Origin of the sequence: Bradyrhizobium sp. 482_C4_N1_8, assembly GCF_052075965.1 — a bacterium.
GTDB classification, from domain to species: Bacteria; Pseudomonadota; Alphaproteobacteria; order Rhizobiales; family Xanthobacteraceae; genus Bradyrhizobium; species Bradyrhizobium barranii.
On the sequence record NZ_CP197231.1, the window covers coordinates 4177262 to 4198969 of the forward strand.

The 21708-nt window shown below is 61.5% G+C and carries 29 protein-coding genes and 1 tRNA gene; 14 read left to right on the plus strand and 16 right to left on the minus strand.

Going from position 1 to position 21708, the window contains the following annotated elements:
* Positions 1-2 precede the first annotated feature (2 nt).
* The 4 genes from AB7Z56_RS19925 to AB7Z56_RS19940 are packed head-to-tail and all read right to left on the minus strand — an operon-like array spanning position 3 to position 5874.
* The gene (locus AB7Z56_RS19925) at positions 3-3215 is read right to left on the minus strand and encodes an efflux RND transporter permease subunit (RefSeq protein ID WP_354112921.1); all 3213 of its coding nucleotides are present in this window, start codon (positions 3213-3215) and stop codon (positions 3-5) included.
* On the minus strand, positions 3208-4185 hold the full coding sequence (ihpB, locus tag AB7Z56_RS19930; RefSeq protein ID WP_354112920.1) for a divalent metal ion exporter adaptor subunit IhpB: 978 nt from the start codon (positions 4183-4185) through the stop codon (positions 3208-3210). The genes AB7Z56_RS19925 and ihpB overlap by 8 nt, the downstream gene beginning before the upstream one ends.
* Positions 4182-5456, minus strand: a complete 1275-nt coding sequence (ihpA, locus tag AB7Z56_RS19935; RefSeq protein ID WP_354112919.1) for a divalent metal ion exporter subunit IhpA — start codon at positions 5454-5456, stop codon at positions 4182-4184. Before ihpA ends, ihpB begins: the two co-directional genes overlap by 4 nt.
* A 55-nt stretch (positions 5457-5511) precedes the next feature.
* Positions 5512-5874, minus strand: a complete 363-nt coding sequence (locus tag AB7Z56_RS19940) for a hypothetical protein (RefSeq protein WP_354112918.1) — start codon at positions 5872-5874, stop codon at positions 5512-5514.
* A gap of 187 nt (positions 5875-6061) precedes the next feature.
* On the opposite strand from AB7Z56_RS19940, the gene AB7Z56_RS19945 reads away from it, so the two are divergent.
* Complete coding sequence (locus AB7Z56_RS19945) at positions 6062-6778, plus strand: cation transporter (protein WP_259257325.1); 717 nt, start codon at positions 6062-6064, stop codon at positions 6776-6778.
* A 175-nt stretch (positions 6779-6953) separates the two neighbouring features.
* Here the strand turns inward: AB7Z56_RS19945 and pepT are convergent, their stop codons facing one another.
* Both pepT and AB7Z56_RS19955 read right to left on the minus strand, forming a co-directional pair.
* Positions 6954-8204, minus strand: a complete 1251-nt coding sequence (gene pepT / locus AB7Z56_RS19950) for a peptidase T (protein ID WP_014494845.1) — start codon at positions 8202-8204, stop codon at positions 6954-6956.
* 104 nt (positions 8205-8308) lie between these two features.
* Positions 8309-8638, minus strand: coding sequence for an HU family DNA-binding protein (locus AB7Z56_RS19955; protein WP_063982968.1), 330 nt, complete (start codon positions 8636-8638; stop codon positions 8309-8311).
* 814 nt (positions 8639-9452) lie between these two features.
* On the opposite strand from AB7Z56_RS19955, the gene AB7Z56_RS19960 reads away from it, so the two are divergent.
* The 3 genes from AB7Z56_RS19960 (at position 9453) to AB7Z56_RS19970 (ending at position 11676) form a co-directional block, all read left to right on the plus strand.
* On the plus strand, positions 9453-9674 hold the full coding sequence (locus AB7Z56_RS19960) for a hypothetical protein (protein WP_354123678.1): 222 nt from the start codon (positions 9453-9455) through the stop codon (positions 9672-9674).
* Positions 9661-10803 carry a hypothetical protein gene (locus AB7Z56_RS19965; protein ID WP_354123679.1) on the plus strand — a complete coding sequence of 381 codons (1143 nt, stop codon included), beginning with the start codon at positions 9661-9663 and terminating at the stop codon, positions 10801-10803. The genes AB7Z56_RS19960 and AB7Z56_RS19965 overlap by 14 nt, the downstream gene beginning before the upstream one ends.
* A gap of 156 nt (positions 10804-10959) precedes the next feature.
* Positions 10960-11676, plus strand: coding sequence for a hypothetical protein (locus AB7Z56_RS19970; RefSeq protein WP_354123680.1), 717 nt, complete (start codon positions 10960-10962; stop codon positions 11674-11676).
* A gap of 211 nt (positions 11677-11887) precedes the next feature.
* Here the strand turns inward: AB7Z56_RS19970 and AB7Z56_RS19975 are convergent, their stop codons facing one another.
* A complete protein-coding gene (locus tag AB7Z56_RS19975) occupies positions 11888-12064 on the minus strand; it encodes a hypothetical protein (protein WP_354123681.1) in 177 nt (58 codons plus the stop codon).
* A 64-nt stretch (positions 12065-12128) separates the two neighbouring features.
* On the minus strand, positions 12129-12329 hold the full coding sequence (locus AB7Z56_RS19980) for a hypothetical protein (RefSeq protein ID WP_354123682.1): 201 nt from the start codon (positions 12327-12329) through the stop codon (positions 12129-12131).
* A gap of 340 nt (positions 12330-12669) precedes the next feature.
* Between AB7Z56_RS19980 and AB7Z56_RS19985 the strand changes: the two genes are divergently transcribed.
* The 7 genes from AB7Z56_RS19985 (at position 12670) to AB7Z56_RS20015 (ending at position 16619) form a co-directional block, all read left to right on the plus strand.
* Complete coding sequence (locus AB7Z56_RS19985; RefSeq protein WP_354123683.1) at positions 12670-13200, plus strand: hypothetical protein; 531 nt, start codon at positions 12670-12672, stop codon at positions 13198-13200.
* The gene (locus AB7Z56_RS19990) at positions 13200-13775 is read left to right on the plus strand and encodes a hypothetical protein (protein WP_354233675.1); all 576 of its coding nucleotides are present in this window, start codon (positions 13200-13202) and stop codon (positions 13773-13775) included. Before AB7Z56_RS19985 ends, AB7Z56_RS19990 begins: the two co-directional genes overlap by 1 nt.
* Positions 13768-13959, plus strand: a complete 192-nt coding sequence (locus AB7Z56_RS19995; RefSeq protein ID WP_354123685.1) for a hypothetical protein — start codon at positions 13768-13770, stop codon at positions 13957-13959. Before AB7Z56_RS19990 ends, AB7Z56_RS19995 begins: the two co-directional genes overlap by 8 nt.
* Positions 13949-14461, plus strand: coding sequence for an HK97 family phage prohead protease (locus AB7Z56_RS20000; RefSeq protein ID WP_354123686.1), 513 nt, complete (start codon positions 13949-13951; stop codon positions 14459-14461). Before AB7Z56_RS19995 ends, AB7Z56_RS20000 begins: the two co-directional genes overlap by 11 nt.
* Positions 14462-14575: 114 nt before the next feature.
* Positions 14576-14911, plus strand: coding sequence for a P27 family phage terminase small subunit (locus AB7Z56_RS20005; protein ID WP_354123687.1), 336 nt, complete (start codon positions 14576-14578; stop codon positions 14909-14911).
* Positions 14912-15655: 744 nt separating this feature from the next.
* The gene (locus tag AB7Z56_RS20010) at positions 15656-15925 is read left to right on the plus strand and encodes an RNA-binding protein (RefSeq protein WP_354123688.1); all 270 of its coding nucleotides are present in this window, start codon (positions 15656-15658) and stop codon (positions 15923-15925) included.
* 493 nt (positions 15926-16418) lie between these two features.
* Positions 16419-16619 carry a hypothetical protein gene (locus AB7Z56_RS20015; protein WP_084795130.1) on the plus strand — a complete coding sequence of 67 codons (201 nt, stop codon included), beginning with the start codon at positions 16419-16421 and terminating at the stop codon, positions 16617-16619.
* A 113-nt stretch (positions 16620-16732) separates the two neighbouring features.
* Here the strand turns inward: AB7Z56_RS20015 and AB7Z56_RS20020 are convergent, their stop codons facing one another.
* From AB7Z56_RS20020 to AB7Z56_RS20030, 3 genes are all read right to left on the minus strand, one after another.
* Complete coding sequence (locus AB7Z56_RS20020) at positions 16733-16885, minus strand: hypothetical protein (RefSeq protein ID WP_354123689.1); 153 nt, start codon at positions 16883-16885, stop codon at positions 16733-16735.
* 164 nt (positions 16886-17049) lie between these two features.
* Entirely contained in the window at positions 17050-17289 is a 240-nt protein-coding gene (locus AB7Z56_RS20025) for a hypothetical protein (RefSeq protein ID WP_283016418.1), read from the minus strand.
* 49 nt (positions 17290-17338) lie between these two features.
* Positions 17339-17494, minus strand: coding sequence for a hypothetical protein (locus tag AB7Z56_RS20030; RefSeq protein WP_354123691.1), 156 nt, complete (start codon positions 17492-17494; stop codon positions 17339-17341).
* 86 nt (positions 17495-17580) lie between these two features.
* On the opposite strand from AB7Z56_RS20030, the gene AB7Z56_RS20035 reads away from it, so the two are divergent.
* Positions 17581-17784 (plus strand): cold-shock protein, encoded by a 204-nt coding sequence (locus tag AB7Z56_RS20035; RefSeq protein ID WP_038935862.1) that lies wholly within the window; start codon positions 17581-17583, stop codon positions 17782-17784.
* A gap of 369 nt (positions 17785-18153) precedes the next feature.
* On the opposite strand, the gene AB7Z56_RS20040 is transcribed toward AB7Z56_RS20035, so the two are convergent.
* From AB7Z56_RS20040 to AB7Z56_RS20050, 3 genes are all read right to left on the minus strand, one after another.
* The gene (locus AB7Z56_RS20040; RefSeq protein WP_354123692.1) at positions 18154-18330 is read right to left on the minus strand and encodes a hypothetical protein; all 177 of its coding nucleotides are present in this window, start codon (positions 18328-18330) and stop codon (positions 18154-18156) included.
* A gap of 112 nt (positions 18331-18442) precedes the next feature.
* Entirely contained in the window at positions 18443-18724 is a 282-nt protein-coding gene (locus AB7Z56_RS20045; protein ID WP_441256404.1) for a hypothetical protein, read from the minus strand.
* Positions 18725-18943 carry a helix-turn-helix domain-containing protein gene (locus AB7Z56_RS20050; RefSeq protein WP_354123699.1) on the minus strand — a complete coding sequence of 73 codons (219 nt, stop codon included), beginning with the start codon at positions 18941-18943 and terminating at the stop codon, positions 18725-18727.
* Between the two features lie 769 nt (positions 18944-19712).
* Here AB7Z56_RS20050 and AB7Z56_RS20055 point away from each other — a divergent pair.
* Together AB7Z56_RS20055 and AB7Z56_RS20060 are read left to right on the plus strand one after the other, a co-directional pair.
* Positions 19713-20015: a hypothetical protein gene (locus tag AB7Z56_RS20055; RefSeq protein WP_354123700.1), complete on the plus strand. Its 303-nt coding sequence runs from the start codon at positions 19713-19715 to the stop codon at positions 20013-20015.
* The gene (locus tag AB7Z56_RS20060; RefSeq protein WP_354123701.1) at positions 20002-21195 is read left to right on the plus strand and encodes a hypothetical protein; all 1194 of its coding nucleotides are present in this window, start codon (positions 20002-20004) and stop codon (positions 21193-21195) included. Before AB7Z56_RS20055 ends, AB7Z56_RS20060 begins: the two co-directional genes overlap by 14 nt.
* Positions 21196-21233: 38 nt before the next feature.
* On the opposite strand, the gene AB7Z56_RS20065 is transcribed toward AB7Z56_RS20060, so the two are convergent.
* Together AB7Z56_RS20065 and AB7Z56_RS20070 are read right to left on the minus strand one after the other, a co-directional pair.
* Positions 21234-21310, minus strand: a tRNA-Asp gene (locus tag AB7Z56_RS20065).
* 159 nt (positions 21311-21469) lie between these two features.
* On the minus strand, positions 21470-21673 hold the full coding sequence (locus AB7Z56_RS20070; protein WP_028149044.1) for a hypothetical protein: 204 nt from the start codon (positions 21671-21673) through the stop codon (positions 21470-21472).
* Positions 21674-21708: the final 35 nt, after the last annotated feature.

Sequence of the window (21708 nt, forward strand, 5' to 3'; positions counted from 1 at the left end):
ATCTAGCGCTCCCCGGACGCCGCCAAATCAGACGCCATTGTAGGCGTTTCGGTGTCTGCGTCACGCCGGAACAGCGCATAGAGCGCCGGCAGCACCAGCAGCGTCAGCACGGTCGAGGAGATGATGCCGCCGATCACCACGGTCGCCAGCGGACGCTGCACCTCGGCGCCGGCGCCGGTGGCGAGCGCCATCGGCACGAAGCCGAGGGAGGCGACCAGGGCGGTCATCAGCACCGGGCGCAGCCGCGTCAATGCACCCTCACGCACCGCGTCGGCCACGGGGCGCCCCTCGCTACGCAGCCGCTCGATGAAGGCGATGATGACGAGGCCGTTGAGAACGGCGACGCCCGACAGCGCGATGAAGCCGACACCGGCACTGATCGATAAGGGAATACCGCGCAGCAACAGCGCGGCGACCCCGCCGGTCAGCGCCAGCGGCACGCCGGAGAACACCAGCGCCGCATCCGCCGCCGATCCCATGCCCATGAACAGCAGCAGGAACACCAGCAACAGCGCCACCGGCACCACGATCGTCAGCCGCTTGGTGGCGGAAACCAGCTGCTCGAACTGTCCGCCCCAGCCGATCCAGTAGCCGGGCGGCAGCTTGACCTTCTCGGCCACGGCCTCTTGGGCCTCGGCGACGAAGGAGCGCAGGTCGCGCCCGCGAACGTTGGCCATCACCACCACGCGGCGCTTGCCGTTCTCGCGGCTGATCTGGTTGGGGCCGGGCGCGATCTCGATCGTCGCAACCGAGGACAGGGGCACGTAGCGGGGCGTCGAACCCGATGCACCCGGCCAGGCGGTCTTGGTGACGGCGGGGACATCGTCGCCCGGCGGCAGCGGGATCGGCAGCGATTTGATCGTATCGGGGTTGGCGCGCAGGTTTTCCGGCAGCCGCACCACGATGTCGAAGCGGCGATCGCCCTCGAACAGCTTTCCGACCGGCTTGCCGCCGATCGCGATCTCGACCAGGTTCTGCACCTCGCTGAGACTGAGTCCGTAACGCGACAACGCTTGGCGGTCGAGCTTGACGGTGAGGATCGGCAGGCCTGCGACCTGCTCGGTCTTCACGTCGGCGGCACCCTCGATGCCGCGGACCACGCCGTTGACCTGCTGGGCGATGCCGGCCAGCACGTCGAGATCGTCGCCGAAGATCTTGACGCCGACATCGCTGCGGATACCGGCGATCAGCTCGTTGAAGCGCATCTGGATCGGCTGGGTCATCGCATAGGCCGTGCCGGGCAGGGTGTTGGCGGTGCGCTCGATGTCCTCGATCACCTCGTTCTTCGGCTTGGCGGGATCGGGCCATTCCTCACGCGGCTTCAGCGTCACGAAGGTGTCGGCGACATTCGGAGGCATCGGATCGTTGGCGATTTCGGCGGTGCCCATCTTGGAGAAGACCGTCGCCACCTCTGGAACCTGCTTGAGCGCCTTCTCCAGCCGAATCTGCATGTCGGCGCTCTGGGTCAGGCTGGTGCCGGGAATTCGGATGGTCTCGATGGTAATGTCGCCTTCGTCCAGGCTCGGGATGAACTCGCCACCCATGCGCGTCGCGGCGAAGATGCTGCCGGCGACGATCAGGACGGCACCGAACGCGACGCTGCCGCGGTAGCGGATGGCACGCTCGAGCAGCGGCAAATAGAACCGCTTTGCCGCCCGCATGAAGATGTTTTCCTTCTCCGAGACCTTGCCGGTGACGAAGATCGCCACCGCAGCCGGGACGAACGTGACCGACAGCAGCGCCGCGCCCGCGAGCGCCATCAGCACGGTCAGCGCCATCGGCGTGAACATCTTGCCCTCGGTGCCCGTCAGGGTGAGGACCGGGAGATAGACGACCGCGATGATCAACGTGCCGAACAGGCTCGGCTTGATGACCTCGCGCGCGCCCGCGTGAATCGTCTCCAGCCGTTCCTCCAGCGACAGCAGCCGTCCGCGCCGGCTCTGCTCGACGGCGAGCAGCCGCAAACAGTTTTCGACGATGATGACTGCGCCGTCGACGATGATGCCGAAATCGATCGCGCCCAGGCTCATCAAATTGGCGCTGACCTTGCTCTCGACCATGCCTGATATCGTAAACAGCATCGAGAGGGGAATGACACAGGTGGTGATCAGGGCGGCGCGGATGTTGCCGAGGATCAGGAACAGCACTGCAATCACCAGTGCCGCGCCCTCGACGAGGTTCTTCTCGACGGTCTCGATGGTGGCTTCCACCAGATGTGTGCGGTCGTAAACCGCGTGCGCGATCACGCCCTCAGGCAGCGATTTTGCGATCTCGTTGAGTCGAGCTGCCACGCGCTGGGCCACGGTGCGGCTGTTCTCGCCGATCAGCAGCATGGTGGTGCCGAGCACGGTCTCCTTGCCGTTGGCTGACGCCGCGCCCATGCGGAGCTCGTGCCCTTCCCGCACGTCGGCGACGTCACGGATACGTACCGGCACCCCGCCACGCGAGCCGATCACTATGTCCTTGATGTCGTCGATATTGGCGACCTGGCCGGGCGCTCGGACGAGATATTGCTCGCCGTTGCGCTCGATATAGCCGGCGCCGACATTGGCGTTGTTGGCGGTCAGCGCCGTCATGATGTCGCGGAAACCGAGCTTGTAGGCCATCAGACGGGCGGGGATCGGCAGCACGTGGAATTGCCGCTCGTAGCCGCCGATCGAGTTGACCTCGATCACGCCAGGGATGGTGCGCAATTGCGGCTTGATGATCCAGTCCTGGATGGTACGCAATTCCGTCGGCGTGAATTCGAGGCCGGTCGGAGATTTCGCGCCCGGCTTGGCTTCCACCGAGTAGACGTAGATCTCGCCGAGACCGGTCGAGATCGGCCCCATCGCAACTTCGACGCCGGCCGGCAACTGGTCGCGTGCCTGCTGGATGCGCTCGTTGACGAGTTGGCGTGCGAAATAGATATCGGTGCCGTCCTGGAACACGACGGTGACCTGGCTGAGACCGTAGCGCGAGATCGACCGGGTATATTCGAGCTTGGGCAGGCCACCCATCGCGGTCTCGATCGGAAAGGTGATCCGCTGCTCGGATTCGAGCGGCGATAGGCCGGGCGCACGGGTGTTGATCTGGACCTGGACGTTCGTGACATCAGGCACGGCATCGATCGGCAGACGCGTGAAGTTCCAGGCGCCGAAGGCGCCGACCGCGAGTGTGATGAGGATGACCATCCAGCGCTGGCGGATGGCGAGGGCGAGGAGGGCGTCAATCATGGTCGGCCTCTCCCTTGCCCATCTCCGCCTTCACCACGAAGCTGTTCTCGGCGACGTAGCGTTCGCCGGCCGAGAGGCCTGCACGGATCTCCACGAACTTCGCATCGGAATCGCCTGTTTCCACGGGGCGGGCCTCGATCTTGTCGTCGTCTTCGCGGACGAACACGACCGTCTTATTCTCCAGCATCTGGATCGCCCCTGTGCGTACCGCCACGGCGACGTGACGTTTTGCGAGCACAAGCCGCGCCGTGACGAACAGGCCGGGACGCAAGCGCCCGTCCGGATTTGGCAGCACCACGCGGGCGAGCGCGGTCTGGGTCTCGCTACTGCCGATCGGCGCCATGTAGGCGATCGTGCCCTTGATCTCGCCGCGGCCGTCGTCGGGATCGATCAGCACCTCGTCATTGAGGCGAACGCGCCGGAGGTCCTGCCGGTAGATCGACAGGTCGACCCAGATCGTCGAGAGGTCGGCGACCACGAAGGCCGGCTTCTGCTCGGAGACGTATTCGCCGAGCGAGATCTGCCGCTCGATGATGGTGCCGGCGATCGGCGCCTTGAGCTCGTAGACGGTGAGGCTCTGGTTGCTCTCGATCGCGGCGAGCAGATCGTCCTTGCCGACCCTGTCGCCGATGCGCTTCTGGATCGATTTGGCGACCCCCGGAAAGCGCGGCGTCACCTGCACGACCGCTTCCTGGTTGGCGCGCAAGATGCCGTTGAAGGACAGCGTATCGGTCAGCGTCGCACTCCCGGCCTCCGCCAGCGTGATACCGGCAGCTGCCAGCTTGACGTCGGAGATGCGGATGCGGTCGGCGCCGTGCTCGTCCTGCTCGACATGGTCGTTCGGCTTCTCCGGCTTCTTCTCCGCGGCATGCTCGGTGTGCGTGACCCCGGCAGGGGCGAGCAGGGAATAGCCGTAAGCGCCGAGTGCTGCGGCCACGATGGCGACGAGAATGGTGGAGGATTTCTTCATCGCGCGCTCTCCCGGGCCAGCGCAAAGGGATTGCCGACGAGGCCTTCGATGGTCGCAACGCCGGCATGGAAGTTCTGCAGCGCCTCCTGCTCGCGCAGCCGCGCCTGGGTGACGCTCGCCTGAGCGTCGAGCACTTCGAGCAGCGAGAAGCGGCCCTGGCCGTAGCCCTGCGCGATCGCCTCCGAGGCTTCCGTGGCTTTCGGAATCGCGGTCTCGCGCAGCACCGCGAGCTCACGCAGCGAGCCCTGGAGCGAGTCGTAGGCGCGGCCGGCGACCACGATCAGCGTGTTGCGGTTGGCCTCGCGCTCGGCCCTGGTCTTGGCGAGGCTTTCCTGCGCCGAGAGGATGTTGCCCTGGTTCTGGTCGAACACGGGGATCGGCACCGAGACGGTGAGGCGCACCGCGTCGTCATTGGTCTCGTTGAAATGGCGCCATCCCGCCGCGATCCGCACGTCGGGATAGGGCCTTAAGCGCGCCATCAACAGCTCGGCGTTGCGCTGGGCATACACGGCCATCCAGCGCACCAGCTGCGGATTGGCATCGATGGCGGCCACGACCGACTGGAACGTCGGCGTCTTTCCCGTGGTATCGAGCCGGCCGGAGACATCGCCGAATTTTACCGCGGGATCCCCCATCAGCACCGCAAGCTCGCGCCGGGCGCTCGCCAGCGTCGCCTTGAAGCGTTCGCGGTCGGCCTTCACCAGGGCGGACGCGACCTCGGCGCGGCCGGTCTCTGCTGGCGAGGAGGCGCCTGCCTCGACGCGGCGGCGCAGCAGCGGCGTCAGCCGGTCGATCGCGGCGATCTGCTCGTCGAGGATCTGGATGCGCCGCTGCGCGCCGAGCACGCTGAGGAAGGCGATCGCAGTCTCCGACAGCACCTCCAGCCTGACGGCCTTGCGCTGGATCGCGGCCACCTCGATGCCGGCGGCGCCTGCGGCGATCCGCGCGTCACGCTTGCCGAACAGCTCGAAGGCCTGGCTGATCTGGAGTGTGGTCTCGGCCGATCTCGTGCCGCGATAGATGCCGGAGCCGAACGAATTGTCCTGTTCATAGGACAGTTCCGGATTGAGCAGCGCGCCGGCCTGGATGCGCTGCCCCGTGGCGATGCCGACGTCGCGTTCTGCTGCGGTGAGCCGCGGGCTCGCGGCCAGCGCGCGCGACAGCGCGCTCCGCATCGTAAGCGTCTGGGCGTGCGCGTGCTGCGTCAGCCAGGGGCCAACGAAAATCGCCATCGCGCAGGCAAGGCGCGCGGCAGTCCGTCTGCAAGACATGAAGGTGACCTGTGAACAATAGCATCGTAGGCGCACGGGCGCCCGGCTGATCAGTTCAGGTCAGATGTTTGGGGGGCGGAGAGTCGGTGTCAGGCACGACGCCTGCAAGCACAGTCAGCCGAGGCGGATTTGACGCGGCCACCAACTCCGACATTGCGTCAGGCAGCAGCAGTTGTGCGAAGACCACCGAGAAACAGCCATGACAGTGATGGGCTGCCAGCGTCTTGCTATCCGTATCTCCGGAATGGGGTCCCGGCGACGCAGCGATTTCCAGCTGGCCGAACGGATTGGTCACGTCCAGGCATTGGCACGTATGCAACACGCCCGACAGCAGATAGCTGATTGCGAGACACGCAGCCAACAGCCCGCGCCAGTTGCGCAGGCGAAACAATCTGATCGGGCGGCGGATCGCAGTCACGAAGTCACTCTGGTTACGTCCGGGTTCGTAGCATGGCGACCGGAACAGTGTCGACCCGCAATAATGTTACGTGTGCGGAACTGAACGTCGCACCCGCATGTGTCCATGCGATTGCAAGCAGCGTCGTTCGTTCATCGCCATCGTTACGGTCCGATGGTAAGATAGAAACGACGAGAGGGAGCTCGGAATGCCCGAAGAGTCTTGCTGCTCGCATGATGCGTGCTGTGGGGAAGCCGCCAAACCTCGTGTGGAGGAAGTCGCTGCGTCAGGCTGCGCCGACTGCTGCTCGGCGGGCGTTCCGGTCTTCGACGGGCTCGATCCGCGATACAAGCGCGTGCTGTGGACCGTCATCGCCATCAACGCGGCGATGTTCGTGAGTGAAATGGCGGCGGGCCATTTGGCCGGCTCCCAGGCTCTCAAGGCCGACGCTCTCGACTTCCTCGCCGACACGGTCACCTACGGCCTGAGCCTTTCGGTGATCGGCGCGAGCATCAAGACGCGTGCCACCGCCGCGTTGTTCAAGGGGTTGTCGCTCAGTGCCATGGCCGCCTGGGTGTTCGGGTCAACGCTCTATCAGACCCTGGTCCTGGGGCTCCCGCGTGCGGAGCTGATGGGAGCGATGAGCCTGGCCGCGCTGGCAGCGAACCTGACCTCGGTTCTCCTGCTCGCGCGCTACAAGGACGGCGACGCCAACGTGCGCTCGGTTTGGCTCTGCTCGCGCAATGACGCGATCGGCAACGTCATCGTGATGGTCGCTGCCATCGGTGTATTTGGAACCGCGACGGCATGGCCCGATCTGGCTGTCGCCGCGGTAATGGCTGGAATCTTCCTCACCTCTTCGCTGCAAATCTTGCGGCAAGCATGGGCGGAGTATCGCGGCGGGCAAGCTGCCGTGACTGCCTGAGGGGGGCCTTTGCGCCCGATCCAAACGCGGAAAGGCCCCAGCCCGGGGCTGACCGGCTGAGGCCTTATGTGCTCACATTCTCATCCTTGGGACTTGAGGCGCTAACGCGCCCCGCACTGGATCGTTCCGCAGGGCTCGGAATTATTTTGCCCTGCTGCCGGGGGTAGCAGCGTTCCTACGCCTTCTCCTCCCAGATCATCGCGAGATGCACGATCGTCTGCACCGCCTTTTCCATGTCCTGCCGGCTGACCCATTCGAGCCGCGAATGAAACGCGTGCTCGCCGGCAAAGATGTTGGGGCAGGGCAGGCCCATGAAGGACAGGCGCGAGCCGTCGGTGCCGCCGCGGATCGCGGTGCGCATCGGGCGCAGGCCGGCACGGCGGATCGCCTCGATCGCGTATTCGAGGATCTGCGGGTGACGGTCGATCACCTGCTTCATGTTGCGGTACTGCTCCCTGACCTCGAACTTGTAGGTCGAGCGCGGATAGTCCTTCATCACGTCCTTGACGATGTTCTCCAGCAGGACTTCCTTCTCCTTCAGCCCTTCCTCGGTGAAGTCGCGCACGATGAAGGAGAGCGTCGCCTGCTCCAGCGCGCCGTCGATGCCGATCGGATGCAGAAAGCCCTGCTTGCCTGACGTCGTCTCGGGCGAGCAGCCTTCCTTGGGCAGGCGTTCGACGATGGCGGCTGCGATCTTGATCGCGTGCTCCATCTTGCCCTTGGCGTAGCCTGGATGGGCGCTAACGCCGTTGATGGTGATGGTGGCGCCGTCGGCCGAGAAGGTCTCGTCCTCGACGCTGCCGGCGCTCTCGCCGTCCATGGTGTAGCCGAAATCGGCGCCGAGCTTCTTCAGGTCGACATTGTCGACGCCGCGGCCGATCTCCTCGTCCGGCGTGAACAGGATCTTGATGGTGCCGTGCTTCACATCGGGGTTGTTGATGAAGAAATGCGCGGCATCCATGATCTCGGCGACGCCGGCCTTGTTGTCGGCGCCGAGCAGCGTGGTGCCGTCGGTGGTGATGATGTCGTTGCCGATCTGGTTCTTCAGCGCGGGATGTTCAGTGAAGCGGATCACCTGGCTGGTATCGCCCGGCAGCGTGATATCGCCGCCGCGATAGTCCTTCACCAGCTGCGGCTTGACGTCCTTGCCGGTCACGTCGGGCGAGGTGTCCATGTGCGAGCAGAAGCAGATCACCGGCACCTTCTTGGTCGTGTTGGCCGGGATCGTTCCGTAGACGTAGCCGAAGTCGTCGAGATGCGCGTCGGCGACGCCCATGGCCTTCAACTCGGCGGCGAGCACGCGGCCGAGATCTTTCTGTTTCTCGGTCGAGGGCGAGGCCGGGGATTCCGGATCGGACTGGGTGTCGATGGTGACGTAGCGCAGGAAGCGTTCGGTCACAGTGTGCGAAAAGGAGAGGGAGGACATTTCTGGTCAAACCGCCGGGTCTTGGGGGATGCAGGCGGTATATCAGAAAAGCGGGCCGTGATGCGGCCGGAACGAAGCGGATCAGGCTTAACGAAACGTAGCTGCTAGATCGCTTCCTTGAGCTCCTTGACCGGGCGGAAGGCGACCTTCTTGCTGGCCTTGATGTGGATCGCCTCGCCGGTGGTGGGGTTGCGGCCGGTGCGGGCGGCGCGCTTGCGGACCTGGAGGATGCCGAGCCCGACGATGCGGACGCGGTCGCCCTTCTTGAGGTGCTTGGCGATCAGATCGACCATGTCGGTCAGGACGGCCTCGGCGTGCTTTTTCGAGAGGTCCTGGCTCTCCGCGACGTCAGCGGCGAGGTGCTTGAGCGTGATGGTGGCGGGAGCGGCTGCCTTCTTCGCCGAATCCTTCTTGGCCGAATCCTTCTTAGCCATGTCTGGCCTCCTCAATGACAGGGAAGCCCCGGAAAAGCCGGTCAAGCGTGGGGATCCCTCCAAGTCCTGGAAGGCGTAGACGATTCGGGCGCGGGCTGACTATGCCACGAGTTCCCGGCGGACGCCGGCAATGCCGCGAAAGGCATCGAGAAGTTCGGGCTAAGACTATGAAGGGATTGCCAAAATGGCGCGAGAGACGGGGCTCGAACCCGCGACCTCCGGCGTGACAGGCCGGACAGAAGGCCCGCGAATTCAATCAGAGTTTCAACTTTCTGGGAACCGAAACGAGCACCAAAAAAGGCAAAGTTGAAACCCGGTTTTGGGAACTCTATTCCGACCGCAAACACAACCGCACAACCGGATAAATCGCTTTTAAGTTGTTGTAAGAACAAAAGAAGGCCGCCCTGGTCGGAGACTCCTTGGCGCGCCAACCGTCTTGTCCCGACCCTCATTTTTCTAAAGCGGCGCCCTGTGTCTGCGCGCCGCCAACCGTATTTGGTTCTGTGCGACCAACCAGATTCGGCGGCACACCTCGGCAACAATAGCGCCGACTGGCTCAGGCCGGGGCGCGATCTTTTTCTCCATCAGGAGATTCCATGGGTAATCGAGCAAAACGTCGAGCATATGCTTTGGGCGTAATGAAAGATCCGCGTCTAACGGATTTTCACAGGCAACTCGCCTTGACGATGGCGTTCATGGATCGCAGGGGCTTCATCCTCTGTGAGCTAGATGGCAAATTCTATTTTGAGCCGAATTCACAGTACGCATTGTCTCATGCGAGCGCGGGCATCTTTTAGTATTGGGAGATATTTGAGTGAAGATTTTGAACGTGCGCCCATGTTCGGGCGGGAGGCGCTTTGCCTCTATCGACGTTGAGATTGCGCCCGGAGTTCGGGCGATGGATGTTTCCGTCATTCGCAAGACAGACGGCTCGCTGCGTGTTTTTGGTCATTCGCTGACCTTTGATCGCAGTGTTGCCGATGGCCTGGCGCGCGCCGCGGTCGCGGTCGGAGGGTGTCAGCTTGAGCACCAATAAACAGCGCGAGCCCGTGCCCGGTAGCGCTTCCGACATTAAGCGCAGCCGCGACTTCTGGCTTTACGGCGCCGAGAATCCAAAAAGCATCAAGGCCGAACGAAACCTGTCCCAACTAGCGGAGTGGGATGACCGACTCACGCCCGCAGCCAGGAAGGTGCTCGATTTCCTGATTGACTGGGAACACGACGGGCGCGGCGATGCGCTGGCCTCGCGCGAGCATATCACGGCTCACCTGAATGCTAGGGCGCCGGATGGTTGCAAGATATCGGTGCGAACGGTGCGCGACGGGATTGATTGCCTACTGGCGTCGGGTTGGGCCGTCCGCACCCTCAAGGGCACGGGCCAAAAGAATGCCTCCCGTTACGTCGTGCCGCCCTACATTCTCGAAAATGCTGCACATGGCAAACTACCAAATGTGGCCAACCGGGCGCTACACGACGCCGGCTTGGCCACAACTTCAACCGGGCGTGACGTGACGCCATGTACCGGGCGCTACACGACGCCCGGTAATGTCACAACCGGGCGTGACGTGACGCCACAAGACACACATACAAGAGACGCGCCTACGGACGCGTCTACTTGTAGTGATATAGATATTCCGCAAGCTTCGCCCGCCGCCGGGGGCGGCGAGCTTGCGGGTGGGTTCGATCTGCTTGCAGCTGCGTACGCCAAGCCAGGTGACAACCTGGTCGAGGCCCGCAGACAGTATGATGCCATAGCGCCTGACGAAGCAGAGCAGGCCCGTATGGTAAGGGCCGCGGAGTCGTGGCGTGCATCTGCCAAGGGACCGCGCATGGGCCTTGCCCGGTGGCTTGAGCAAAAGCGCTGGCTTACCACCTATGAGTTCACGCAAGACAATAGGCGGGCCAACCGTTTCCCATCGTGTGTGGTGACGTGGATTAAGCCGGCAGCCGGTGGGGGAGCGCGGGTGAAATACCGTGACACGAACGGTAGCCTGCAAACGCAGCAGCTTGACGTGGACGAGTTGGAATATTTCACAGACGCTTGCAGTACCGACAGGCCGGCCTGTAGCAGCGCGAGCGACGATTTGCACGAGTTCATCGGCGCGCGGTTTCATGTCGATGAGGATGGCTGCTTCTGTGGCTACCTCGGGCAGGAGGCGGCGTGACCGGGCAGGGGCCATCTTATCCCTGCCACCCTCGAACCAAGGGCCAGCACGGCACACAGAATCTTCTTTGATTGTTTGATTATTCGACCGGCCCGCAGAGGCTGGCGAAATCAAGAGCCGCGCGAGTGGCCTTTTCGTCACGTTACGAGGACTACCATGAACCCCGCAAACGACAACGCACCGCTTCAGGCCAGCGACTTCCCCAACACCCCAGAAGGGCTTGCCGCCCGCCGCGCTTGGTTAGCATCAGCCCCCGCTACCCATGCCACACACCACGAGCAGTCGCCCTGTCTGACGTGGTGTAAGCGCGAGCGGGACGAAGCTACATTCCTTGGCCTTAAGCTCTGGCGCAGCCTGAACGAGCCGCCGCGCACGGCTGCGAACGACAATGAGCCGGACGAGAATGACGTGGAGGGTGGCGAGCAACCCGTAGCTCCGAACATGGACCGCGAGATGGTGGATGTCAGCGCTAAGCAACTGATTTGGGCGGTCAAGAACAAGCGGGCGCGTTGGGTCGACAATAAGCTGGTCAAGGTTTGGGACGGCCACAAATGGACCAGTCCCGACGCCCTCTTCGGCAAGATACGCACGCGCAAGAGCGAGAAAGCCGATGCCGAGATCTTCGACGCCGAAATGCCAGACGCCCAGGTGGAGTTGACTCGGGCACTGGACACCGAGAAGCTGCGTGCCCGGTTGGGTCATAAAACCGCAACCAGCTTGGACATGGCGGCGGGTGACGGCACCTTAGGCGAGATCGGCGAATATCTGGGATTCAGCGGGCAGTATGCGCAACGCTCGGCCGGCAAGGAGGTTCGCGCGGCGGTCGTTGCGCTTAACGCAGCGCTGGCGGAGGGCGAGCAGGATGCGGCTTGACGGAGAGGCGGCCACCTGGCGCCCTTCGACTTCTGTCAAATTGTGCATGCCACTAGGTGATGTAAGATGATCATATGCATAGGGCAGTCATTTTGGCCGTAGGTTTATTGGCGCTCGCACTGGCTCTATCGCGTGGGCATCAGACGGCTGTCCTGCCCACGCAGCCGCTCCCCCCGGTCAACGCCCCCGACAAGTAGCGTTCTAGGCGGTCTTAGCCAGTCTTCCGTTCTAGCATCGCCATTTCAACTTGGTCGGCCAGAAGCGTGAGATGGTTGGTGAGACGATCAAAAAGCTCACGCTTGGCTGAATCGGTTGCCAAATCTCGGATCAGCGCGCACTCGGCCGCGTCTTTGCGAAGCTTTTCCGCCTGAGCCTGATAGTCTTTCATCCGCCGATGCCTGCTGCTTGTTCCTTGCAGTTTCATCCTCGGAACACGCAGAGTCAACCTGCTCTTACTTCGGCGGCTGCAACCCGGGGGATCTCAGCCACTCGCTCATGTGCGAGCCGGTCTCAGCCTGTCTGGCTTTGCGGAGGAGGTCCTCTCGTTGAGGACTGTGGGGAAGGGCTTTGGCTTGTTCGCGGAGGCGTCTCGCTTCTTCGGCAAGACGGACCTCTAGGATGTCTGTTTGTTTGAACCTACGCCGTTCACTCATCGCTCAACCTCCGAATACGGTGTCCTAATCCGTCAACGGAACTGCCGATTTGAATATGCAGATACGCGGCTGTCGGTTCCATAGTTGGGATATATTTTCAAATAGGCCAGGCCAGCCTTGGGGCAACGCAATGTCCGCCACCCGACATAGGCGTGTACGCTCGCAAGGCACCCAAACTCTTTAGTCCTTATAGGCAGGTTTCTGTCTCACGTGACGTGCACCGACTTTAACGCCGGTTTCGACCGGCGTCCTTTTTCCGGCCTTGAGCCGTGAAGCCGCTGGGCGGCTTTTTATTTTCTCCTCTAATCGCAACTCCCAAATCTGAAAGGATAGCGGCCAAATGGCCACGCTAAACGCTGCGCTCGACTCAATTGAGCGCCATCTTGATTTCCCGCGTTCGCGAAGCACCGGAATCGCGAGGCGGTTACAGGAGGCCGGCCTACTGCCCTCCGGCGCGCCCGGCGTGCCTCCCGTCCTAGACGAGGACAATGTCCTCGACCTCGTTGTTGCGCTCGCCTCGGACACAGAGCTGCACAACGCGGTGGGCGCAGTCCAAGCGTTTCATGGAATGACGCCAGGAGGTGCTGATCTCAACGGCGCATCCGATTCAATTCCGAATGCACCTATCGCTATCTCCATCCTGGTTGAGGATGCCAGGGCAGGTGTTGCGGAGGCTCGCAAGTCGCAGATTGCCGTCTCCTGTAACTGGCGAGCGGTTGCGATCCATAAGCCGGCTGGCGGCGTTCAGCGCTTTTGCGAGGTCGGAAAAGCCGGCTCGCACTGGCAGTCAAACGGACATCACCAATCAACCACCATCAGCGTGGCGGCGCTTGCTGATGCAATCACCGAACTTTTTGGAGACGATAAGTAATGGCGAAGAAAGACACTGCGGAACCGTTTCGCATCCCGTCATTGGTTGAATCGGACAGCAATTACGCTGGTCTAATCGCCAAACGGGAAGCGCTGAACGATCGGTATCGCGAGCTGAGTGCCGAACGCTCTAAACTTCGCAACGCGATTGAAACGGAGAAGGCGGCCGGAGGTCAGCGTCTTCCACCTGAAGTGGCTGCCTTGCTCGGCGATGCTCCAGACAGCCTGACAATGCTGACGCAGCGGCAGCGTGAAATCGCTACCGAGATGTCCACGATCGAGGCTGGACAAGAGGTGATTCTTAGGCGCCTCGATGAAGCCCGCAACGTCGCTAGCAAGCTTGTTTGTAGCGCTATGCTGCCAGAGTACCGGCGCCGCCTTGGTGCGGTGTGTGACGCTGCCAAAGATCTGGAGGCTGCTCGCCAAGATCATGATGCGCTCCTTGACGATATTGAACGCGAAGACGTGCGCCTCGATTATTTGCGACCGATTCGTGCGTTCTTTCTTGGCGATCGGCATGATGGGAAGATCAGCTATTTTCTGAAGGAAGTCCGGGAGGCGGGTCACAATGCTTGAGAAAGCCACCTCAGAGCGTGCGCGGTCAAGCAAGCAATCGCGCCGCATCAAACTGCCCGGCAAGTCCGAAACCTACGCCAACACCGACCCCGTCGAGATTGCGCGCGAGTTGCGGGCGCAATCCAAGCTTGGCAAGCGAGAGGCCCGGCTCGCTGCCGCCGAGGAGAAGTTGCGTGACAGATAACGTGATCACCGGCTTTGCTGTGGTGTTCGGTGACGAAACCGTAATCGGCGGCGACTTCCGGGAAAGGATTGCTCCGGGAGCATTCAGTCGAACTCTGAAAGAGAAGCCGGACGTTGTGATGTTGCTCGATCATGATTCCGGCCGCGTTCTGGGCAGGACGGCGGCTGGAACACTCTCTCTGCGAGAGAGTAGCGCTGGCTTGTACTTTGCTCTGACCGTCGATCCTTCAACGCCAGAGGGCCAGACCGCACTGGGAACGGTAGGCAGGCAGGATGTCCGTGGATGCTCATTTGGTTTCAGAGTACGCGCTGAAGCTTGGGACGACGGTGGCGACCGATTGCCGTTGCGAACGATTACAGATGTAGATCTGTTCGAGCTAACGTTGACGGCATTCCCGGCCTATCCAACGACGACTGCGGCTATGCGTTCATCCGCCGCCGACAACAACGAGGCAGCTCGCCGACGCATCGAGGCGAAGATGCGAGCCCGCGGCATCCTCTAGCGAGTGCCGGGGAGGGGTGGGGCAGATCCCCTCCATCTTCGCCGTCAATTACCGGGCGCCCCATGCAACGCGCGTGAAGGGTGCCCCAGAGTTTAAAATATTTTGGAGACCTGAATGGCCTCACCCAAACCGCCCGAGCACCTCTCGCGCGCCGCCAGGACGTGGTGGCGCCAGGTGCACGCGGACTTCGAGTTAGACGACCATCACCGACACTTGCTGCGTTTGGCGTGCGAGAGCATGGACGAGGCGGAGAAGGCCCGCGCCGCATTGGCGGAGCATGGCCATGTCGTGCTTGACAGGTTCGGCTGCCAAAAATCCTCGCCATGGTGCGACATTGAGCACAAGGCGCAGAACAGATTTCGGATCCTGTGCCGCGAACTAGGGCTGGATGTGCAGTCGGATGACGGACCGCGAATGCCTCGCGATGCAACTTACGGGGTTCGCCGCTGATGCCCGTGCGCAAGCGGAACAACAAGCGGCGCAACACGGGCACTCTCGATGATTGGGAATGGGCGCTCGAAATGGGCTGGCCGTGCACGGGGGATCTGGAAGGAATCTGCGAACTCGACGCCCACGGCCATCCTGACCTAGAGGCGGCGCGCGATGCTTGGCAGCGGTTCGGGGCGGAAATCATGGCTAGGTGGCGCGCGGAACATCCGAATGGATCGAGGTACGCCTGCTGGGGGCTCGAACAGTTCGGTGAACCACCGTGCCGGTAAGGCCCGCAGGGCGCGCCAAGCGGCGCCATTCTGCGCACATTACCCCAGAGGCAATCAAGCTTTTCCGGCGCGGCCTCAACAATCCACACGACCGGGCCATTAGGATCGCGCTTGCCGCAGCGCTCGGCCGATCGAAGTTCGCCGCTAGCCCGCTAGATCGCAATCCACAGTCGCTGATCGGTTGCGACCGCGAACCTGTTGAAGTCGTGCTCGGGCTGCGGGCGCAGTTGCAGAGAGAGATCGGGGACCATCTATGCTCCATCACCGGCTGAGGCACTGCCCGTGGGCGTCGGTGGCTGAGAGACCGATAGGGCTCCCGCCTGCATAGCATGGAGCGCATCATGGACCAGCCGTTCCCGGATTTTCTGCAGGTCGCATCCGTGGGTATTTTAGGAGCGAGCCCAAGCGCCTTTTTCTGATAGCAACCAATCACCGGGCGACGAGTTGCCAGTTTTTCCCAACCGTCAGGGCGTCCATGAGTATCCGGGATCAGCGTGCGCTCGCCCGTCTGGGCAGCCAGAGCGTCTCACGTCCGGAACGAGCGGGCACCGATGCACAGCAGGCCGCAAGGCAAGGGGATGTTGTGAACCAGGTTGAGACGACCGAAGAACTTTCCGACGTACCGGATTCGGAAAGTTCGCTGTTCGGGTTGTGCGTGCTCGGCCTGGCGGGCATCGCAACGCTGGGCTGGATCTGCACGCTCGCCTGGATAGCGTGGCGCCTCGCCGCATGGGTACTGTCCTGAGGCGGGTTCGCGGCTTTGAAGAAATTGGCACAAACTGCATAGCTTGCCTTTGGAACCGGTTGCTATGATCACTCATGGGTCGTGAATGGTTGTTTCGTATCGCGGTAGTTGTGCTTGGCCTTGTGCCGGTAGCACTGATCGCCTTCGCTCTCTTCGAAAGAGCGTTTCATTGATTTAGCTCAATTCGACCCGCGCTGCCGAGCGCTCCCTCCGTATTGTCAGGGAGGCGCAGCAAATGACCCGCCGTCAGCTGGCTTTATGAATCGCTGGTATGGGCATCAACCGCGCTTGCCCTCGCGGTAATCGCATCCATGATGTGGTAAGGCCGCCTCATTGCCGGCGCTGGCCTGTTTTCGAGGCCAGTGGCCTGATTTGAAATTCACGGTGGTTTGATTTGAAAAGTTCACTTTGGAACCGAAGGCGCCCTGTCTGCATATTAAGCTCGCGAGAACTCAAATCCTGCGGTTAGGACCCGTAAAGACGAGGTTGTGTCATGAAACAGCGCCGTCGTTTCACGCAGACCGTGTCACTGGAAGAACGACTTGCCGAAGAAGCAAAACGCCTCCGCGAACAAGCCAAAACCCTCCCCCATTGTCCTCAACGAGAGGATCTCCTCCGCAGGGCTCGGCAAGCTGAGACCGGCTCACACATGAGCGAGTGGCTGAGATCGCCCGGGTTGCGGCCGCCAGAATAACTGACGACGATGGACCGATACGCGCTCTATTATCGTCTGTTCCTTGGCGATGATGGTAGCCGGCTTCGCCTACCTGCTGTCCCAATAAGTCGCGAAATGAGCAATTTTGCTCATCATGCTGCTTCCAGCCGTGCTACTTTTTCCCAATGCGTAACGAATTGGTCTATCGTGGCGTTGTGATCGTGCTGGGGATGCTGCCGGTAGCGGCTACCGTCATTGGCCTCTTTTTCCTGTAAGGCCGTCAGCTGGATCCCGAGGTTGGTCATTCAATAGGAACGATCGTCCGACAGAAAGATTGAGCAATCGGTCTGTGGCTCGTTCCTAGGTTCGCGCCATCCACCCGGAACCGCTCATCGTCTAACGCGCGTTGGGCGATGGGTCGGTTCTCGTAGGGCCGCCTCAGTTGGCAATGCTTCCGCGCCAGTTCGCCTCAGCTGGCCGCGGGTTTCTTTTTGGCTAACCCGTCTTGGCATGGAACGCCGAAGCTGTCGCAAGTGAGCGCGAAAGCATCTTTCGCCTTCGAGTCTTCAAAGCAGAAGACCATGCCGACGTCGGCCCGATCGATCCACCAGTCGACCTTATTCTCCTTCGCAATTCGGGAAGCTTCTCCGCGCAGTAGATCGAGCTGTTTTCCGGCCGCACGGACGATCAGGCAATTTTCCTTGGGCATAATCGCGAATCCTCAAATGATGAAAGTGCACGGCAGCTTGCGCCGCGGATCAAGCTGGTGAGCCTATCACGTCGTACTCGAATGCCACTCCCTCGGGATCGTTCTCCTCGAACCACGTTTCCGCGGCATCGACCGTCGCGAAGACCTTAATGTGATCGACGTCGCCGACCTGTTTGGCGGTGTTAGCGTACGCAAAGACGATCATTGATCCCTCTTCAGCTTGCGCCGGGCCAGCCTTTCTTTTGTCGGAATTCCGGCACTAGTTTTCGTTTTCAAATATGGAGAAGTTAAGTGGCTTTGGGGACGGTAAAATGGTTCAACCCGACGAAGGGGTACGGTTTCATTCAACCAGATTCGGGCGGCAAGGACGTATTTGTCCACATCTCGGCAGTCGAGAAAGCTGGTTTCACCTCGCTCGCAGAGGGAGCCAAGGTTAGCTTCGACGTCGTGAACAATCGCGGAAAAGACTCGGCGGAAAATCTACGGATCGGGTGAGCCAACGAGCCGCGACGCGACGGTAGGCGCCACACGAAAAGGCCGCAGCGGCGGACCTCTGCGGCCAGCCGGGTTAAAATGAAAACGTGAAATATGGATCCAGCCCCGGCGAGATAAAGCCTACAGCGAGGGAGCCGGGCGCAATGTTATCAAAGTTACACTTGCAAGAAAATTATTAGGTCAATTCTATTGACTGAGGGAGGGCCCGCCGGGGCTGGCGAAGGCGAGACCTTAGCCCCAAGGCGGCGAACGCTCCGGCTGCCTTGACGGACGCAAGCAGTCTGCACCCGGTCGGGGCAGATGCGATCGTTAAAACAATATCGGAATTTGGCGGCTTGTGGAAATCAGTATGATCGAGCCAGCGTCAATTTACCGCTGATGCCCGAGGCCGATTCCCAACACGAGAGCCTTCTGACGTAGCGCGCCATCGGTTCGCTTGGTCATCTTGACAATTTTGGCGACGGGCGTCCGTGCCTTGGAGTGCGCCTTCAGTTCCTTGATATCGGCAGCAGTCCACTCGCGACGAACGGTCTTCTTTTTGGCCAAAGTTCACTTCCCTTCAATTCAATTCGTGGCGGCGTTCTAGCACGCGAGTCACCAAGGTCTCAAATGATTGATCTCGGCAATTCGGCACCGTCGCCGGCGCAGGCTCTTACGCTTAGCGAGCTGGTAGCGTACATAACTTCCCACGAGCGTGAGCGTATCCAACCTCGTAAAACACATTCGGATTCCGACCGGACATGTCTGCGATGATAAAATCTGCAGCGTCGATCTGGCGATAAATCCGCTCCAGCATGGTCTCGGAAAAGATTTGTTCGTCAACTCGCTCAGCGACAATCCCGAGCTCATCTGCGATAGATTTGATCCCGACTTTGTAGATATCGTCAAAGTCGGACGCGAACGGCATCAAGACAAATGCGAATGGTTTGAGCTGGGTCATTCATTTGCCCCGCTTCACGAACCGCACTCCAGGCCCGCCATCGATCGATTGGCCGTCGCTGAGGAAGATAACTCCGGCGGCTTCGAGTGCAGCGCGGATATCGGCGGCCGTCCTGGGCAACAGCTCCTCACCGCGCTCTAGCCTAGTAATCGTGTTGGTGGACACCCCGGCGGCCTCAGCGACCTCACGAACACCCAGGTTGAGGGCAGCGCGGGCCATTCGGGATTGAGAAGCGGAAATCACTGGCACCCCCAAAGTCGTGTGGAACCGCTACACTGTAGCGAAAACGACTTGACGTAGCAATAGCCGTGACTATGGTTACTGTGTAGCGATTCCGCTACAAAAGGGTGGGTTCTATGGCATATACGAACAGTGAAAGTCCGCGCTTGGGCAGTTTGGTCTCGATATTGGGTGGAGCAAAGCTAGGCTTTGTTGTTGGCTTTAGACGGGGCGGCTTCATCAAGGCTGCCACCGTTCATAAAGACGGGCGGCGCGATACTGCTTATCATCTGTTGGAGTCGCTTAGCGAACCGGATCCCCATAACATCGCAGAGATGGTCCGCTTTTACGATACATGCGCTGGATTCTACGACGGCTCAGCGGGTGCCGAAGGCGACGTTGCGGGGTTGATCGAGAGGATTCGCGAACAGCTACTCGACCTAGCTTTAGCGGTCGGACAAGCGATACAGGAGATGAGGCCACCCTATGATCGCGAGCGAATTCGGGTCTGCCTAGACTACGCTATGCGCACAGGTGTGTCGGCAGACCGCATAGCGCGGGAGCGCTTGAGGCTTGAGGCCACATGTGGGTCGGTCTGCTTATAAATGCCGGATGACGGGCGGGCTTTTTTCGCCATCGCCGAAGAAATTTACGGGTTTTGCCTATGATCCGCGCTGGCTCGATATATACTGTTTGGTGGCGCGTTCTACGCCGTGTGCGTCGGCTCAAGCCGGCGAGGTTTGCGAGCAGTTCATTTCAGGGGCGCGCCTTGCCCAATCCAGCCAACGACAACATTCGTGGAAGCGCGATCCGCTTCCCCGTCGACCCGCGCCTCGTGCCGCCACAGAAGGCCGCGCGACGCCTACACCTGACAGAGTCCGACTTCCGAGCCAAGTTATCCGCCCTGCAGCGTATTGGCTTCCCGGCTGCCTGCCCGGTGACGGGCCACTATGATCTGCAGGCCATTGACGCCTGGCTGGATCGACGCGCCGGGCTCGGTGCATCATCTGGTGTGGCCTTAGATGCCCGTGACGTATTCGAGGAGCGGTTGGCCAGCCTTGGGAAACATTAAACTCAAGCATTACGTGGTGCGCAAAGGGAAGCATGGCTACTGGCTTCCCACCGCGAAGATGCGCGCCATGGGATTTGGGATCGTGTCCTGCGGGCACGACGGCCCTGATGCTTGGGCTATCGCAAAGGACTGGGAGGAACGCTACCAGCGCGCCCGCAAGGGGCTGGAGAAAGCACCGGCGCGCGTCTACCCCACGGGCAGTGTGGGCGATGGCTTTGAGCGTTTCCGCCGCAGCAACGAGTGGAAGTCGAAGCCGCCGCGGACTCGCGAAGATTGGGACCGCGGCTGGAAGTACATCTATCCTGTTTTCGGTGACGTTGATCCAAAGACCGTCACCTTCGAATTGCTGGACCGGTGGTATGGCCAGCTCAAGGTTGTGAAGGGCAATGGCGAGGCCGGACGGGCGCTCAAGATCTGGAGGGCGCTGTACAACGTACTGGCCGGCATGAAGCTCTGTACGCCCGAAGCGGACCCGTCACAGATCATCCGAAAGACTGGCGTGCCCGGCCGCACCGAGACATGGAGCGAGGGCGAGGTTGTTCGCCTCGTCAAGGAAGGATGGCGCACCGGCTATCGAGGGCTGGCCTGCATCATCGCCATTGCGTGGGATACCGGCTTTGCTCCAGTGGACGCCCGTACCCTGACACCCGCCCAGGCCGTTACCAGCGGCTCCGACATGGCGTTTACCAGCGATCGGGCTAAGACAGGCGAGCCAGCGATAGGCACGCTCACAGCCCGCTCGCAGCGGCTTGTCGAGGCCTACGTTGCCGAGCTGGACTACGACCTGCACGACGACGCGCCGATCTTCCGGACCAAGGGCTTCAAGCCGACTGGAAAGGGCGGCCGGCCACGTCTCCCGGTTCCATACACCAAAGACTCGCTAATCGACGATTTCGCGGACCTGCGCCGGTCGGTTTTCGGCAGGGGCGAGATGCGCCGACTCATGGACATGCGCCGGACAGGCGCGGTCGAGGCGAATGCCGGAGGGGCGTCCGTCGAGACCATTGCCGCCAAGATGGCGAACAGCATCGACCAAAACCGGAAGCTGCAGAAGACCTACATGCCAGTTAACATTGCGGCGGTTCGGGCCGCGGACGAGGCGCGCAGAATCGGCCGGAGACTGCTCGGTTCGGAACAGAACAAGCTCAGAAAGTTGAAACTCGGTGGTGGGGAAAGTTGAAACTGAGGGGGTTACCCACCGCTAAGCCATTGAAACAATGGCGCGAGAGACGGGGCTCGAACCCGCGACCTCCGGCGTGACAGGCCGGCGCTCTAACCAACTGAGCTACTCCCGCGTGGTTCGCTGAAAGCGCGCGGAACGAGGGGGGACTTAAAGGCGGGGCTTGGTGAAGTCAAGGACGTTGCGCTTTGTCAGGACGCATCGGCTAAGCATTGCTCTGGAAAACGAAAAAGGCCGCCAGGCGGCGGCCTCTGTCAGCCCGAAACAGGGCGTGTCAGCGAATCTCCGACGTGCCTGCGCTGGTCACGGCAACGGGCTTCCCGGCCTTGATCACGTGGGCCGATTGGGCGGTCTGGCTGTAATCGGCATTGGTGCGGGCTGCGATCCCGAAGCCGGCGACCAGAATACCAGCAACCAGCGCCACCACCACGATCTTCAGGTGGGTGCCACGATCAGCCGAGTGAATTGAGTGGTTCATATAAGCCTCCCGACGGGCTTAGCCGCCGTCTATGG